The organism is Pseudomonas sp. Irchel s3f19 (assembly GCF_900187555.1).
In the GTDB taxonomy this organism is placed as follows: domain Bacteria; phylum Pseudomonadota; class Gammaproteobacteria; order Pseudomonadales; family Pseudomonadaceae; genus Aquipseudomonas; species Aquipseudomonas capeferrum.
The window spans coordinates 136876-151428 of sequence record NZ_FYDW01000006.1 but is presented as its reverse complement, the minus strand read 5'-3'; the positions used below and the strand labels follow the sequence as shown (position 1 = coordinate 151428).

The following is a 14553-nucleotide window of genomic DNA, read 5'->3' as shown; positions in this document are numbered from 1 at the left end:
CACCCTCAAGCCTCCAGTGCCTGCTGCACCTGGCCCACTGTCGCCGCCAAGCGCTGCAGATGCAGGCTCAACACCCGCTCTACCGGCGCCTGGTCCTCCGGCCAGTGCAAGGCAATGCTACCCGCCAGCCGCCCTTCAACCCGCACCGGCAACGCGATCGCCCGGATCAGGAACGGCAACCGCACCGGGTACTCCCAGTGCCCCTCGGTGCGCTGACCAAAGCCCTTGTGCGCATCGTCCTCGATATCGCGCAACAGCGTTTCATCACCCAACTGCTGGTGGCTGGCCAGGCGCTGCACTTCGTCGCTGTGCATTTCCCCCAGGCATGCCCGCCCCATTGCCGAGTGAAACAGGCTGGCATGGTGCCCGACGATCTGGCAGTTGTTCGGGTAGCGCTTGCGCAGCACCAGGGGGATGGCGCTTTCCATCACTTCAAGGCGCTCGCCATCGAAGCACGACAGGTCCGCCACCAGCCCGGTGCGCTCGCTCAGTTCCAGCAACCAGGGCGCTGCGTGTTCGACCAGGCGCCGCTTCAAACGCAACTGGCGGTCACCGAACAGGCGCCGGGCGCACAGGCGATAACGCCGATCACTCAAGCCCCGGTAGACCCAGCCCTGCTCCTGCAAGGTGGCCAGCATTCGCGACACCGTGGCCTTGGGTAGGGCCGTCAGGTAATGCAGCTCCTCCAGCCCTAACGCCTGGTGTTCGCCGAGCAAATCGACGATGGCCAGCGCCCGCTCCACCGAGCGCACGCCGCCGCTGTCTGTCGTGGTGCCCATGTGTCTGACCTCCCTGTCTCTGCGTGGATGGTCATGATGCCCAGCAAAAAACGCGCCTGCCCAGGGTGCTCAACGTGATTGCAGGCAATTAGGCGGCTGCCGCTCGACCCAACGGGTCAGTTGTTCATGGGCATACGCCAGCTGCAGCACGGCTTGGTCGGCCTGGGCGGGGCCTATGATCTGCAGGCCCATCGGCAGCCCCGCGGCATTGAAGCCAACCGGTACGCTCATGCTCGGCAAGCCGGCCAACGTCGGGCCGATGACTACCTCCATCCAGCGGTGGTAGGTGTCCATCGCCTGCCCGCCGACCACCTTCGGCCACGCTTGGGCTGCGTCGAAAGGGAACACCTGGGCAGCAGGCAACAGCAGAAAATCGTAACGTTCGAACAGGGTGTTCAACGCCTGGTACCAGGCGCTGCGGTCCAGCGAGGCCTGGTAAACGTCCGCCGCCGTCAGGCGCTGGCCCCCTTCAACCTCCCAGCGCGCCTCGGGTTTGAGCAGTGCGCGCTTCGCGGGGTGGGCATAGGCTGCGCTCAGGCTTCCGTGCACCAGGAAGTGGCGGTGAGTCAGCCAGCATTGCCACAGGCGCGCCATATCGAAGCCTGGCTGGCACGCTTCGACTTCGCAACCCAGCGCGGCGAAGTCCGCCAAGGCCGCTTCGCACAGGCCCATTACCCCGTCATCCATCGGCAGGTAACCGTCATGGCTGCCCAGCCAGCCGACCCGCACGCCCTTGAAATCACGCGGCAGCCCATGGGCGAAGTCGCGCGGGCCGTCGCGCAGTGACAATGGCACCCGCGCGTCATGGCCGGCCTGGACCGACAGTAGCCGCGCCACATCTGTCACCGTGCGCCCCATCGGGCCCTCGGTGGCCAGCTGCTGCATGAACAGCTCCGGTGTCGGCCCATATGGCACCCGCCCTTGCGAAGGGCGCAGGCCAAACACATTGTTGAACGCCGCCGGGTTGCGTAGCGAGCCCATCATGTCGCTGCCATCGGCCACCGGCAGCAAGCGCAGGGCCAGGGCCGCAGCTGCCCCGCCACTGCTGCCACCGGCCACGCGGCTCGGGTCGTAGGCGTTGAGGGTGGTGCCGAACAGCGTGTTGTAGCTTTGCGAGCCGAGGCCGAACTCCGGCACATTGCTCTTGCCGATGATGATCGCCCCGCTGGCGCGCACCCGCGCCACGCTGAGCGCATCCTGCTCGGGCACATGCTCGGCGAACAGCGGCGAGCCCAGCGTGGTACGCAGCCCCGCCGTGGCCGCCAGGTCCTTGACCGCCTGCGGCATGCCATGCATCCAGCCCCGCGACTGCCCGCCCGCCAGCTCGCGGTCGCGCGCGTCGGCCTCGGCCAACAGCACCGCGCCCTCGCGCAGCGACACCAACGCATTGACCTGCGGGTTAAAGCGTTCGATATGGCCCAGGTAGGCCTGCATCACTTCACGGCACGACACTTGGCGGGCATGAATCGCCTGGGACAGCGCCTCGGCATCCAGGGCAACGATCGGGTCGATGGCTAACAGGTTCACGGTTTCACTCCAAGGTTGAAGGCAACAGCCTTGCCAGCACGCGGGGCCTCTTTCAGGCAATAGGTGCCCAGCAGCGTCAGCAGGCACGCGAATAGCACATAGAACGACGGCGCCACCGGCGTGCCGAGCACCTTGCTCAGCCAAGTGACGATCAGCGGGGCGAAGCCGCCGAACACCATCACCGCAACGTTGTAGGCCACCGACACCCCGGTGGAGCGCACCTCGATCGGGAACTGCTCGGCCAGGGCGGTCGGCGCCGGGCCGAAGAAGCCGCCGATGGCAGTGCACAGCAGCAGTTGCATCACCAGCAGGCGCTCGATCGATGGCGCCGCCGCTACCCAGACATACAACGGGTAGACCATCACGAAGAACGCCAAGGTAAAGGCCATCAGCACCGGCCGCCGGCCCAGGCGGTCCGATAACGCACCCGCCAGGGGGATCACCACGGTCATCAGGCCCACGGCCAGCATCTGCACCAGCAACACCTGGTCCAGCGGCAGGCCCAGGTTCTTGTGGGCGAAGGTTGGCATGTTCACCAGCACGACATAGAACGACACCGTCGCCCCACAGGCCAAGCCCATCGACACCAACAGGCTGCGGCGGTGCTCACGCAGTACCTGCCACAAACTCGGCGCCTGGCCCTTGGCCTGCTTGCGGGCTTCGAGGAACTCCTCGGGCTCTTCCATGTGCTTACGAATCCACAGTCCCACCGGGCCGATCAGCAAGCCGATCACGAACGGGATCCGCCAGCCCCAGCTGTCCAATGCCTCGGGCGTGCACAGGTGGGTGACCAGCGCCACCATCGCCGCCCCACTGAACACCGCCAGGCATTGCCCCACCAGTTGCCACGAACCATACAGCCCCTTGCGGTGGGCCGGTGCGCTTTCCACCAGAAACGCCGTGGCACTGGCGTATTCACCGCCCGTGGCAAAGCCCTGCAGCATGCGCGCCACCACGATCAGCAGCGGCGCGCCCATGCCGATGGCCACGTAGCTGGGGGCAAAGGCGATCATCGCGATGGACACCGTCATCAGGCGGATGATCAGTTGCATCGCCGCCTTGCGCCCCTTGCGGTCGGAATACATACCCAGCAGCACCCCGCCCACCGGGCGCATGAAAAAGCCCACGCCGAAGGTGGCCAGGGCCATCAGCAGCGAGGCGTACTCGTCGTCGGAGGGGAAGAACTGACGGGCGATGATGCTGGCCAGAAAGCCGTACACGATAAAGTCATACCATTCCAGGGCATTGCCGATGACCGCCGCGACCACTTGCCGGGTACGCGACGCGCCTGTATTGGAAGTCTGCATGCGGAGCACTCCATCAATCTGTTGGCCAGAAACGCTTCAAGTGATCGCCCAGGCACGCTCGCGCCCGGGTTCCAGCGGCAGTCGTCAATGCAGGGTTCAGGCGGGCTCGAGCCAGCGCTCGGTCAGCGCGCCCCAGTAAGCGGCGCCGGTCAGCAGGATGTCGTCGTTGAAGTCATAGGCCGGGTTGTGCACCATCGGCCGCTTCACGCCATTGCCAATGAACAGGTAGGCGCCAGGGCAGCGCTGCAGCATCCAGGCAAAGTCCTCGCTGCCCATCAGCTTGCGGGTATTGCCATCCACCGCGTCGGCGCCGAGCAGTTCGACACCGACCTGGTGGGCAAAGGCGTTTTCGGCGGCGTGGTTGACCAGCACCGGGTAAGCGGGACGATGCTCGATGCTGGCGGTGCAGCCATAGCTCTGCGCCTGGCTGACGATGATCGCCTGCACCCGCTCCAGGGTCTGTGCGCGCACCTCGGCATTCAGGGCGCGCAAGCTCAGACGCAGCAGGGCCTGCTGCGGGATCACGTTGGCTGCCTCGCCAGCCTGCAGCGCACCGACGGTCACTACTGCCGCTTCCTGCGCATCGATGTTGCGCGCCACCACGGTCTGCAACGCCATCACCACACTGGCCGCTGCCACCAGCGGGTCGACCGTCAGGTGCGGCATGGAACCATGCCCACCGACCCCCTCGATGGTCACCGTGAGCAAGTCCTGCGAGGCCATCATCGGCCCCTCACGCAAGCCCAGGTGCCCCGCTGGCAGCCCGGGCATGTTGTGCATGCCGAACAAGGCATCGCAGGGGAAGCGCTCCAGCAGGCCGTCGGCGAGCATCGCCTCGGCGCCACCTTGGCCCTCTTCAGCCGGCTGGAAGATCAGCGTCAGCGTGCCATCGAACTGGCGGGTAGCAGCCAGGTAACGGGCGGCACCCAGCAACATGGTGGTATGCCCGTCATGGCCGCAAGCGTGCATGCAGCCCTGGTGGCGGCTGCTGTAGGCAGCGCCGGTGGCCTCGTGAATGGGCAGCGCGTCCATGTCGGCACGCAGGCCTAGCTTGCGTGGGCTGCTGCCGTTGCGCAGCACGCCGACCACGCCGGTCTTGCCGATGCCTGTGTGCACCTCGTAGCCCCAGTCTTTGAGCAATTGCGCGACCAGGGCCGAGGTGCGGCTTTCTTCGAAACCGAGTTCGGGGTGAGCGTGGATATCGTGGCGGATGGCGTGCAGGTCGCTGGCCACGTCGTTGAGCCAGGCCAGGATGTGCTGATGGTGCGGCATGTGGAATCTCCTCGCGCGGGTGGGTCCCGTTCTTGTTGTTCGCTTTGAGATCACGACGGGGAAGGCAGGTCGTGGTTACGGACAGATAAGCGCGACGGGGGTCGGAGCACAATTGAATGTGGTTCCACGGGGTGGAACATGGCAGCGAAGGGGGATTGCGGGCGGGCGGCTATGGGTATGTCTTGGGAGTTTTTGCGCCTATGAGATCGAGCGCCGCCCGCGCGGCGCTTCGCGGCGCAAGGCCGCTCCCACATTTGTTTCGGGCCAATGAGGTCTGTGGCATTTGCGCGCGACCGCCCTGTTTGTACGACGCGATATTGAGGCAGGCGCCAAAGGGCCGCGCGCCAATACTTCAGGCATAACTGGCCCGAAACAAATGTGGGAGCGGCCTTGCGCCGCGAAGCGCCGCGCGGGCGGCGCTCGATCTCGCAGGCGCTAAACCTCCCAACCCCTACACCTGCCAGCCCCCCCCAATCCCCGCACAGCCCCTCAAATTACTGCTACCGTGCCCCATTTCCCCAGCCAAGGAGCGCCCAATGCCACCACGCAACCCAACCCCTACCGGTTTCGTCCGTGTCCGTGGCGCTCGCGAGCACAACCTCAAGAACATCGACGTGGACATCCCCCGCGACGCGCTGGTGGTGTTCACCGGTGTATCCGGCTCGGGCAAATCTTCATTGGCCTTCTCCACCCTGTATGCCGAAGCCCAGCGCCGCTACTTCGAATCGGTCGCGCCCTATGCCCGGCGCCTGATCGACCAGGTTGGCGTACCCGACGTGGACGCCATCGAAGGCCTGCCCCCTGCGGTGGCCCTGCAGCAGCAACGCGGCACGCCAAGCGCGCGCTCCTCGGTCGGCAGCGTCACCACATTGTCCAGCTCGATCCGCATGCTCTACTCGCGTGCCGGCCACTACCCGGCCGGGCAGGCCATGCTGTACGCCGAAGACTTCTCGCCCAATACCCCACAAGGGGCCTGCCCCGAATGCCACGGCCTGGGCCGTGTCTACGAGGTGAACGAGGCAACCATGGTCCCCGACCCGTCGTTGACCATACGTGAGCGGGCGGTGGCCGCCTGGCCGATGGCCTGGCAGGGCCAGAACCTGCGCGATATCCTGGTGACCATGGGCTATGACGTTGACACCCCCTGGCGCGACCTGCCCCAGGAGCAACGCGACTGGATCCTCTACACCGAAGAAACCCCCACCGTGCCGGTCTACGCCGGGCTCAGCCCGGCGCAGACCCGCGCCGCACTCAAGCGCAAGCTCGAACCCAGCTACCAAGGCACCTTCAGCGGCGCCCGGCGCTACGTGATGCACACGTTCATGCATTCGCAGAGCGCGCAGATGCGCAAGCGCGTCTCCCAATTCATGCGCCCAAGCCCCTGCCCGCTGTGCCAGGGCAAACGGCTCAAGCGCGCAGCGCTGGCCGTGACCTTCGCCGGCCGCGACATCGGCGAGCTGTCGCGCCTGCCTTTGCAGACGCTGGCCGAGGTATTCCGCTCGGTGGCAGCCCCCGGTTATCTGCAACAGCACGAAGACACCCTGACCCTGGAAAAGCGCCTGGCCGCCCAGCGCATCGCCCACGAACTGCTGGAACGAATCGCGCCGCTGATTGACCTGGGCCTCGGCTACCTGGCCCTGGAACGCAGCACGCCGACACTGTCCTCGGGCGAACTGCAACGCCTGCGCCTGGCCACCCAGCTCAACTCGCAACTGTTCGGCGTCATCTACGTGCTCGACGAACCGTCGGCCGGCCTGCACCCGGCCGACAGCGAAGCGCTGTTCGACGCCCTGCAACGGCTCAAGCAGGCGGGCAATTCGGTGTACGTGGTGGAGCACGACCTGGACACCATGCGCCGCGCCGACTGGCTGGTGGATGTCGGCCCGGCAGCCGGCGAGCATGGCGGGCAGGTGCTGTACAGCGGCCCGCCCGCAGGCCTGGCCGAGGTCGAGGTATCGCGCACCCGAGCCTATCTCTTCGCCCCGCAGCAGCCGGCCGCTCGAGCGCCACGACAGCCGCAGGCCTGGCTGCAGCTGGAGGGCATCACGCGCAACAACCTCAACAACCTCAGTACCCGGTTCCCTTTGGGGTGCTTCACCTCGGTGACCGGTATTTCCGGCTCGGGCAAGTCGAGCCTGGTCAGCCAGGCGCTGCTGGAGCTGGTCGGTGCCCACCTGGGCCATGCCGAACAGCGTGCCGAGCCCGAGGAGCAGAGCCTGGAAGACGAGCCCGAGCAAACCAGCGCAGGCCGTGTCAGCGCGGGCCTGGACAACATCAAGCGGCTGGTGCAGGTCGACCAGAAGCCCATCGGCCGCACGCCGCGCTCCAACCTTGCCACCTACACCGGCCTGTTCGACTACGTGCGCAAGCTGTTCGCCAGCACCGAGCAGGCCAAGGCGAACGGCTTCGATGCCGGGCGGTTTTCGTTCAACGTTGCCAAGGGCCGTTGCGAGAACTGCGAGGGTGAAGGGTTCGTCAGCGTCGAGCTGCTGTTCATGCCCAGCGTGTATGCACCCTGCCCCACCTGCCATGGCGCCCGCTACAACCCCGATACCCTGGCAGTGACCTGGCAGGGCATGAACATCGCCCAGGTGCTGCAACTGACCGTCGACCAGGCCCTTGCGGTGTTCGCCGAACAACCGCCGGTACGACGCTGCCTGCAAGTCCTGCAGGATATCGGCCTGGGTTACCTGCGCCTGGGGCAGCCGGCCACCGAGCTGTCCGGCGGCGAGGCGCAACGCATCAAGCTGGCCACCGAGCTGCAGCGCACCGCGCGCGGGGCGACGCTGTACGTGCTGGACGAGCCCACCAACGGGCTGCATCCGCAGGACATCGACCGGCTGCTGGTGCAACTCAATCGCCTGGTCGATGCCGGGCATAGCGTAGTGGTGGTCGAGCATGACATGCGTGTGGTGGCGCAAAGCGACTGGGTGATCGACATCGGGCCGGGGGCCGGGGATGCCGGCGGCAAGGTCGTGGTCAGTGGGACGCCACAAACGGTTGCCCAGTGCAAAGCCAGCCGCACCGCCAGCTTCCTGGCCAAGGCGTTGTAGGCGCGGCAAACTTGAGCGCAGACAGTTTTAATGCCCCAGCCCCTCACGTACAGTCTGCCCATGAACAAATACGCCCCACGCCAGTGGCTCCCACACGAAAAACCCAGCCTGCCTGGGTCGCCCTCCACTCCCCTGCACACGCCCGGAAAACGCCTGGCCTATGGGGTAGTGGGGCTGCTGGTGGCGATCACCGGTGGCCTGGGCAGCGCGCTGGTAACGGCCAACCTGGTGTTCCTGCAGGGTGCCCTTGGCGCGACCACCGCCGAAATGGCCTGGCTGCCGGCCGCCTATGTGATGACCAACGTGTCGATGAACCTGCTGCTGGTCAAGTTTCGCCAGCAGTTCGGCTTGCGCGCCTTCACCGAAGTGTTCCTGGTGCTCTATGTACTGGTCACCTTTGCCCACCTGTTCGTCAATGACCTGAACTCGGCAATCGCCGTGCGCGCCGCCCACGGCATGGTCGGCGCTGCGCTCAGTTCGCTGGGCCTGTACTACATGATCCAGGCGTTCCCTGCGCAGTGGCGGCTCAAGGCTATGGTCCTGGGCCTTGGCGCCTCGCAGCTGGCCTTGCCGCTGGCGCGGATCTTCTCCGAAGACTTGTTGCAGATCGCTGAATGGCGCGGGTTGTACCTGTTCGAGTTGGGCCTGGCACTGGCCGCACTGGGTTGCGTGCTGATGCTCAAGTTGCCGCCTGGCGACCGCTTCAAGACCTTCGAGCCGCTCGACTTTCTGACCTTCACCCTGATGGCCAGCGGCACCGCCCTGCTTTGCGCCGCACTGTCGCTGGGGCGCATCGACTGGTGGCTGGAGGCGCCCTGGATCGGTGTGGCGCTGGCGTCGTCGATCGGCCTGATATTCAGCGGCCTGGCCATCGAACACAATCGCCAGAACCCCTTGCTGATGACACGCTGGCTGGGCAGCGGCACGATCATCCGCCTGGCCCTGTGTGTGATCCTGATTCGCATGGTGACCTCGGAGCAGTCCACCGGTGCGGTGGGTTTTCTGCAGGCGCTGAACATGAGCAGCGAGCAGATGCGCACGCTGTACGCGATCATGCTGTTCGGCGCGGTGGCCGGCCTTGCCACCAGCGCCCTGACCATCGACCCCAAGCACCTGGTCATCCCGCTGCTGGTTTCGCTGCTGGCAATGGCCGTCGGAGCCTTCATGGACAGCAGCTCAAGCAACCTCACGCGCCCGGCGCAGATGTACCTTAGCCAGTTCCTGCTGGCCTTCGGCAGCACCTTCTTCCTGGGCCCGTCGATGGCCCTGGGCATCAGCCATGTGCGGGCCAACCCCCGCAACCTGGTGAGTTTTTCGGTGCTGTTCGGCATCTGCAACAACCTCGGCGGCCTTATTGGCGCAGCGCTGCTCGGCACCTTCCAGACCTGGCGGGAAAAATTTCACTCCAGCCACCTGATGGACCGGCTCAGTTACCTTGAGCCGCTGGTCAACGCCCGCGTGCAAAGCGGTGGCGGCGGTTATGCCGGGATCCTCGCCGACCCGGCGCTGCGCAGCGAAGCCGGCCTGCGCGTGCTAGCCAGTGCGGCCACCCGGGAGGCCAACGTGATGGCCTACAACGATGTCTTCATGCTGATCGGCAGCATCGCTATCCTGACCATGGTCTGGATCTGCATCCGCAGCACCTGGCTCTGGTACACGGCCGCCAAGGCCACCTCCTCCGACTCTAGCCGTAGCGCGCCTACCCGATGACCGACGAAACCCGCACGACCACCACCACCGCTCTCGCCGAGACCCCGGAAGGCACGCCGCCCCCCAGCGAACCAACCAGCCCGGTACGCTCGCGCCGGGTGCGCATCCTGTCGACGGTCAGTTTTGCCTGCGTGGCCCTGGCCGGCATCCTGCTGGTGCTCTATGCCTGGCGCCTGCCGCCGTTCGGCAGCGCCATCGAGAGTACCGAAAATGCCCTGGTGCGCGGCCAGGTGACCATCATCGGCCCGCAACTCAGTGGCTACATCGTCGATGTACCGGTGCATGACTTCCAGTTCGTCAAGGCGGGCGACCTGCTGGTGCAACTGGACGACCGCATCTACACGCAACGCCTGGCCCAGGCCATCGCCCAATTGCAACAGCAACAGGCGGCACTGGCCAATAACCTGCAGCAACGCAACAGTGCCGAGGCCACCATCGCCCAGCGTCAGGCTGCCATCGGTGATGCGGCAGCCCAGGCGGCCAAGGCCAAGGCCGACCTCGGCCGTAACCAGGCTCTGGTCAGCGACGGCTCGGTGTCGCGCCGCGAGCTGGACCTGGCCCGGGCCAGCCAGGCGGCTGCCGTCGCCAGCCTGGCCCAGGCCAAGGCTGCACTGGAAATCGCCCGCCAGGACCGGGAAACCGTGGTGGTCAACCGGGCTGCGCTGCAAGCTGCGGTGGAAAATGCCAAGGCCGCCGTGGAGCTGGCCCGCATCGACCTCGACAACACCCGTGTGACCGCCCCGCGCGATGGCCAGCTGGGGCAGATTGGCACGCGCCTGGGGGCCTATGTGAACTCAGGTGCGCAATTGATGGCGCTGGTGCCCGACACCCTGTGGGTGATCGCCAACATGAAGGAAACCCAGATGGCCGCAGTGCGTATCGGCCAGCCGGTGAGTTTCACCGTGGATGCCTTGAACCACCTGAAGCTGTACGGCCATGTGCAGCAGATTTCGCCGGCCACCGGCTCCGAGTTCGCGCTGCTGCAGGCGGACAACGCTACCGGCAACTTCGTCAAGATTGCCCAGCGGATCCCGGTGCGCATCACCGTGGATGCCGACCAGCCCCAGGCAAAACGGTTACGGCCAGGTATGTCGGTGGTGGTGAGCATCGACACCCGTGACGGGCGGTAGGTACCTGCCGAGGTGCCGTCTTGCCGCTCTAGGCCGTGGGGTTTGCCTGGCTTTGGCTTGGCGGTGGTGCTGATATCGAGCGCCGCCCGCGCGGCGCATCGCGACGCAAGGCCGCTCCTACATTTGTTTCGGGCCAATTATTCCTGAGGCATTGGCGCGCGGCCCCTTGGTGCCCCCCTCAATATATCGCGTCGTACAAACAAGGCGGTCGCGCGCAAATGCCACTGGCCTCACTGGCCCGAAACAAATGTAGGAGCGGCCTTGCGTCGCGATGCGCCGCGCGGGCGGCGCTCGATATCCGCCCCCCTGAAGAAACCAAGCCAGGCACCTGATGCCCCTCCCTACAATCTCCAGCCCCACCCAAAAAAACTCGAGCAACACAACTGCCTCCCCACAACGTAAACCTACGCGCTACATCCATGCAGCCAGCACAACCGGCAACCAGGCAAACGACAGCACGGTCGAACACATCACCAGGTTCGCCACCTGCTCGGGCGAGCGATTGGCCCGTACCGCCATCAGGTAGTTGAACACCGCCACCGGCATCGCGGACTGCAGCATCAGCACCGCCCGCTCCAGCGGTTCCATACCCAGCCCCGCGCCCACGGCCCAACCCACTGCCGCGCCCAGCACGATACGCAGCCCACCCAACAGGATGCCGCTGCCGACATGCTGCAAGCGGATGCTGGCCAACGATACCCCCAGGGTCAGCAGCATCAGCGGTATGGTCATGCCGCCAAGCAGGTCTGCCGTGTTGGCCAGCCAACGCGGCAGTTCGAAATCGAGAAAGATGATCGGCATCGCCCCCGCCAGGCTGATCACGATGGGGTTGCGGACCAGCGCCTTGAGCGACGCCGCCGTGCCCGAGATGGCCATGCCGATGGTGAACTGCACGATCGACAGGGTCAGGAAAAACGCCACCGCCAGGGCCAACCCATGCTCGCCGAAGGCGTACAGGCTGATCGGCAGGCCCATGTTGCCGGTATTGGGGAACATGAACGCCGGCAACAGCACCCGCCAGTGTTGCCCCGAGACGCGGCACACCAGCAGCCCTGCCAAGGCCATGCCCAGCGTGCACAACAGGCAGGCCACGGCCATGCTGGTGAACGCCGTCGGGTCCAGTTCGGTGCGGCTCAAGGTCGACAGCACCAGCGAGGGCGTGCCGACCGTCATCACGATCCTGGCGATGAACTCGGTGGGGTAGTCCAAGCCTTTGCGAGCCCAGGCGAAACCAATGCCGGCAACGATGAACACGGGTGCCAAAACGGCGAACAACGATGCCAGCATGAGCCTTACCTTCCTGGGTTTGGGAAGGCGTCAGTATGCCGCAGTGTTACCCCGCATCAACCCGGAAACAGAAATGGGTTGATGCTGCTACGGGCAAAGCCTTGCCCTTCAAGCTCGGCATCCAGCCGCAGCGTGGCCAGGTCATCGGCGACAGGTTCCAGCGCAGGGTCGTGCTCGTAATAGAACGCCTTGAGGTAGCTTTCGCAGTCGCCGCAGCTTTCTGCCTTGACCGCACTGTCCTGACGCTCCAGCGACCAATAGTCCAGTTTGCCGGTGTGTTCGCAATTGCTGCACTTGACCCGCACCATGTGCCAGCGGCTCTCGCACAGCCCGCAATGCAAATAGCGCAGCCCGGCACGCTTGCCCGTGAGGATGACGCTGGCCACCGGCGCGCCGGCGCATACCGGGCAGAACTGGCGGTGCTCCCCCACTGCCGCGTGGGCATGGGCAGGCAGTGCCGCCGCAAGTTGCACGAAGTACAGCCCCAGTGCGGCCCACAGGAACAGCGCCTGGCCGCTGTCCACTTCGCCATAGCGGCCCTGCAGCAGGTGCTCGGCGCAGGCTTCGCGCTGTTCGTGGCTCAATGCGGCAAGCGCATCCAGCGCGGCGCGTACCGGGCCGCTGGCCTCAGCGCGCAGGTCTTCGATCAACGCTTCGAGCGCTTGCTGCCAGTAACGCGAACGCGGCAACTGCTGCACCGCTAACGGCGCAGCATCGCCCACCCGCTGGGCAAGGGCCTCAAGCTCGGGCGCAGGCACCGGAAAACGCTCCAGCAGCCGCTGCTGGGCCTGTGCAACGGTGGCGGCGAAGCCCAGGTAATCAGCCTGCTCATGCCCCTCGGCCAGCTGGCGCAAACGCGCTGCGCGCTTGGCAAAGTGCTGACCCAATTGCGGCAGCAACAAGGCGCTGATAGCGCCCACGCCACCGCTGGGTTGCTCGACCGCCGTCAGTTTGATGCTGCTGCTCATTTCTTCTCACTCTTGTTGCTGATCTGCTGGTACCAGCGGTCATGGTGCGACTTGGCCCAGGTACGCGAGACGTAGCCTGTGATCATGCCGCGAATCGAGCCCTTGACCCAGAACGCCAGGTAAGCGTGGCCGATGATCAGCAAGATCAGCGAGATGCCGGCCAGGGCATGGGTAAACAGGGCAATGCGGATCAGCGGGATGCTGAAGTAGTCGGCAAACCACGGCCGCCAGATGATCACGCCACTGCCCATCAGCAAGGTGATCAGGCCCATGATCCCCCAGAACAGGATCTTCTGGCCGGCGTTGTACTTGCCAATGCGCAGCGGCTGACTGTGATCGCCCGCCAGCACCTTGTTGACGTTGCGAAACCAGATGGCGTCTTCACGCTCGGGCAGGTTGTACCTGACAAAGCGCACGAACAGGAACATCAGCACCACGTACACCACCACCCCGAAAAACGGGTGGAGGATACGCGCCAACTGTGGCGTGCCGAACACCCCGTTGAGCCAGTTCAGCGACGGGAAGAACCACGACAGCCCCGACATCGCCACCAGGAAGAAACAGATGACCATGAACCAGTGGCTGGCCCGGTCGATGAAGCGCGTGCGCAGAATCAGTCGGTCCTTGTTCATACCTGGGTCTCCTTTTCGTCTTCCTCGACTTCGTTGGGGCCTACACCGATGTAGTGGAACACCGTGCCCGCCAGGGTGGCGAAGAACGCTGCGGCGGCCACCGGCTTCAGCCAGCCTTTCCAGCCCTCGATGGCGCTGCTGATGCGCGGGTCCGGGTTGAGCTTGTGGTACAGCTGCGGCTTGTCGGCGTGTTGCAGCACGTAGAACACATGGGTGCCACCCACGGCCTGCGGGTCGTAGATACCGGCACCGGCAAAGCCGCGGCCTTGCAGTTCGCTCACGCGCTCTTCTGCCTGCACCAGCATGTCGGCCTTGCTGCCGAAGTTGATCGCGCCGGTCGGGCAGGTTTTAACGCAGGCCGGTTCCTGGCCGACCGTGACCCGGTCGACGCACAGCGTGCACTTGTAGGCCTTGTTGTCCTTCTTGCTGATGCGCGGCACATCGAACGGGCAGCCGGCCACGCAGTAGCCACAGCCAATGCAGTGTTCGGACTGGAAGTCGACGATACCGTTGGCGTACTGAATGATCGCACCCGGTTGCGGGCAAGCCTTCAGGCAGCCAGGGTCGGCGCAGTGCATGCAGCCATCCTTGCGGATCAGCCACTCCAGCTTGCCGTTTTCGTCCTGGTGCTCGTCGAAACGCATCAGCGTCCAGGTGTCTGGCGTGAGATCGGCCGGGTTGTCGTACACGCCGACGTTATGCCCGACCTCGTCACGCAGGTCGTTCCACTCGTTGCACGCTACCTGGCAGGCCTTGCAGCCGATGCAGATGCTGACGTCGATCAGCTTGGCCACCTCGGCCTGGTGGTCGCGGGCACGGGGCGCGGGGGTGAAGGCGTTGGTCGCCGAACGGCGAATGATGTCTTGGGATTGCAGGGACATGTGCGTC

General features: G+C 65.4%; 11 protein-coding genes. 3 read left to right on the top strand and 8 right to left on the bottom strand.

All coding sequences use genetic code 11. The annotated features are described in order from the left end of the window. Positions 1–5: 5 nt before the first annotated feature. The 4 genes from CKW22_RS16400 to CKW22_RS16385 form a co-directional block, all read right to left on the bottom strand. On the bottom strand, positions 6–779 hold the full coding sequence (locus CKW22_RS16400; RefSeq protein WP_033698056.1) for an IclR family transcriptional regulator: 774 nt from the start codon (positions 777–779) through the stop codon (positions 6–8). Between the two features lie 69 nt (positions 780–848). Next, positions 849–2306 (bottom strand): amidase, encoded by a 1458-nt coding sequence (locus CKW22_RS16395; protein WP_033698057.1) that lies wholly within the window; start codon positions 2304–2306, stop codon positions 849–851. After that, positions 2303–3613 (bottom strand): citrate-proton symporter, encoded by a 1311-nt coding sequence (locus CKW22_RS16390; protein WP_033698060.1) that lies wholly within the window; start codon positions 3611–3613, stop codon positions 2303–2305. The genes CKW22_RS16395 and CKW22_RS16390 overlap by 4 nt, the downstream gene beginning before the upstream one ends. 96 nt (positions 3614–3709) lie before the next feature. Continuing rightward, positions 3710–4885 carry a M20 aminoacylase family protein gene (locus CKW22_RS16385; protein WP_033698062.1) on the bottom strand — a complete coding sequence of 392 codons (1176 nt, stop codon included), beginning with the start codon at positions 4883–4885 and terminating at the stop codon, positions 3710–3712. Positions 4886–5421: 536 nt separating this feature from the next. On the opposite strand from CKW22_RS16385, the gene uvrA reads away from it, so the two are divergent. Genes uvrA through CKW22_RS16370 form a run of 3 tightly spaced genes read left to right on the top strand, consistent with a single transcriptional unit; the run spans position 5422 to position 10778 of the window. Continuing rightward, positions 5422–7938, top strand: a complete 2517-nt coding sequence (uvrA, locus tag CKW22_RS16380) for an excinuclease ABC subunit UvrA (RefSeq protein WP_095064425.1) — start codon at positions 5422–5424, stop codon at positions 7936–7938. A 60-nt stretch (positions 7939–7998) separates the two neighbouring features. After that, on the top strand, positions 7999–9648 hold the full coding sequence (locus CKW22_RS16375; RefSeq protein WP_095064424.1) for an MFS transporter: 1650 nt from the start codon (positions 7999–8001) through the stop codon (positions 9646–9648). After that, positions 9645–10778: an HlyD family secretion protein gene (locus tag CKW22_RS16370; RefSeq protein ID WP_095064423.1), complete on the top strand. Its 1134-nt coding sequence runs from the start codon at positions 9645–9647 to the stop codon at positions 10776–10778. The genes CKW22_RS16375 and CKW22_RS16370 overlap by 4 nt, the downstream gene beginning before the upstream one ends. 411 nt (positions 10779–11189) lie before the next feature. On the opposite strand, the gene CKW22_RS16365 is transcribed toward CKW22_RS16370, so the two are convergent. From CKW22_RS16365 to fdxH, 4 genes are read right to left on the bottom strand one after another with little or no spacing between them, the layout of a single operon-like run. Beyond that, positions 11190–12065 carry an AEC family transporter gene (locus CKW22_RS16365; RefSeq protein ID WP_033698069.1) on the bottom strand — a complete coding sequence of 292 codons (876 nt, stop codon included), beginning with the start codon at positions 12063–12065 and terminating at the stop codon, positions 11190–11192. A 56-nt stretch (positions 12066–12121) separates the two neighbouring features. After that, positions 12122–13033: a formate dehydrogenase accessory protein FdhE gene (fdhE, locus tag CKW22_RS16360; protein ID WP_033698070.1), complete on the bottom strand. Its 912-nt coding sequence runs from the start codon at positions 13031–13033 to the stop codon at positions 12122–12124. Continuing rightward, complete coding sequence (locus tag CKW22_RS16355) at positions 13030–13665, bottom strand: formate dehydrogenase subunit gamma (protein WP_033698072.1); 636 nt, start codon at positions 13663–13665, stop codon at positions 13030–13032. Before CKW22_RS16355 ends, fdhE begins: the two co-directional genes overlap by 4 nt. Next, positions 13662–14546, bottom strand: coding sequence for a formate dehydrogenase subunit beta (fdxH, locus tag CKW22_RS16350; protein WP_033698073.1), 885 nt, complete (start codon positions 14544–14546; stop codon positions 13662–13664). The genes CKW22_RS16355 and fdxH overlap by 4 nt, the downstream gene beginning before the upstream one ends. Positions 14547–14553: the final 7 nt, after the last annotated feature.

Bases quoted from the DNA above. Each gene is read 5' to 3' on its own strand.
- CKW22_RS16365 (WP_033698069.1), bottom strand. From the start codon at position 12,065: ATGCTGGCATCGTTGTTCGCCGTTTTGGCACCCGTGTTCATCGTTGCC.
- fdxH (WP_033698073.1), bottom strand. From the start codon at position 14,546: ATGTCCCTGCAATCCCAAGACATCATTCGCCGTTCGGCGACCAACGCC.
- CKW22_RS16385 (WP_033698062.1), bottom strand. From the start codon at position 4,885: ATGCCGCACCATCAGCACATCCTGGCCTGGCTCAACGACGTGGCCAGC.
- CKW22_RS16355 (WP_033698072.1), bottom strand. From the start codon at position 13,665: ATGAACAAGGACCGACTGATTCTGCGCACGCGCTTCATCGACCGGGCC.
- CKW22_RS16370 (WP_095064423.1), top strand. From the start codon at position 9,645: ATGACCGACGAAACCCGCACGACCACCACCACCGCTCTCGCCGAGACC.
- CKW22_RS16375 (WP_095064424.1), top strand. From the start codon at position 7,999: ATGAACAAATACGCCCCACGCCAGTGGCTCCCACACGAAAAACCCAGC.
- CKW22_RS16390 (WP_033698060.1), bottom strand. From the start codon at position 3,613: ATGCAGACTTCCAATACAGGCGCGTCGCGTACCCGGCAAGTGGTCGCG.
- CKW22_RS16400 (WP_033698056.1), bottom strand. From the start codon at position 779: ATGGGCACCACGACAGACAGCGGCGGCGTGCGCTCGGTGGAGCGGGCG.
- fdhE (WP_033698070.1), bottom strand. From the start codon at position 13,033: ATGAGCAGCAGCATCAAACTGACGGCGGTCGAGCAACCCAGCGGTGGC.
- uvrA (WP_095064425.1), top strand. From the start codon at position 5,422: ATGCCACCACGCAACCCAACCCCTACCGGTTTCGTCCGTGTCCGTGGC.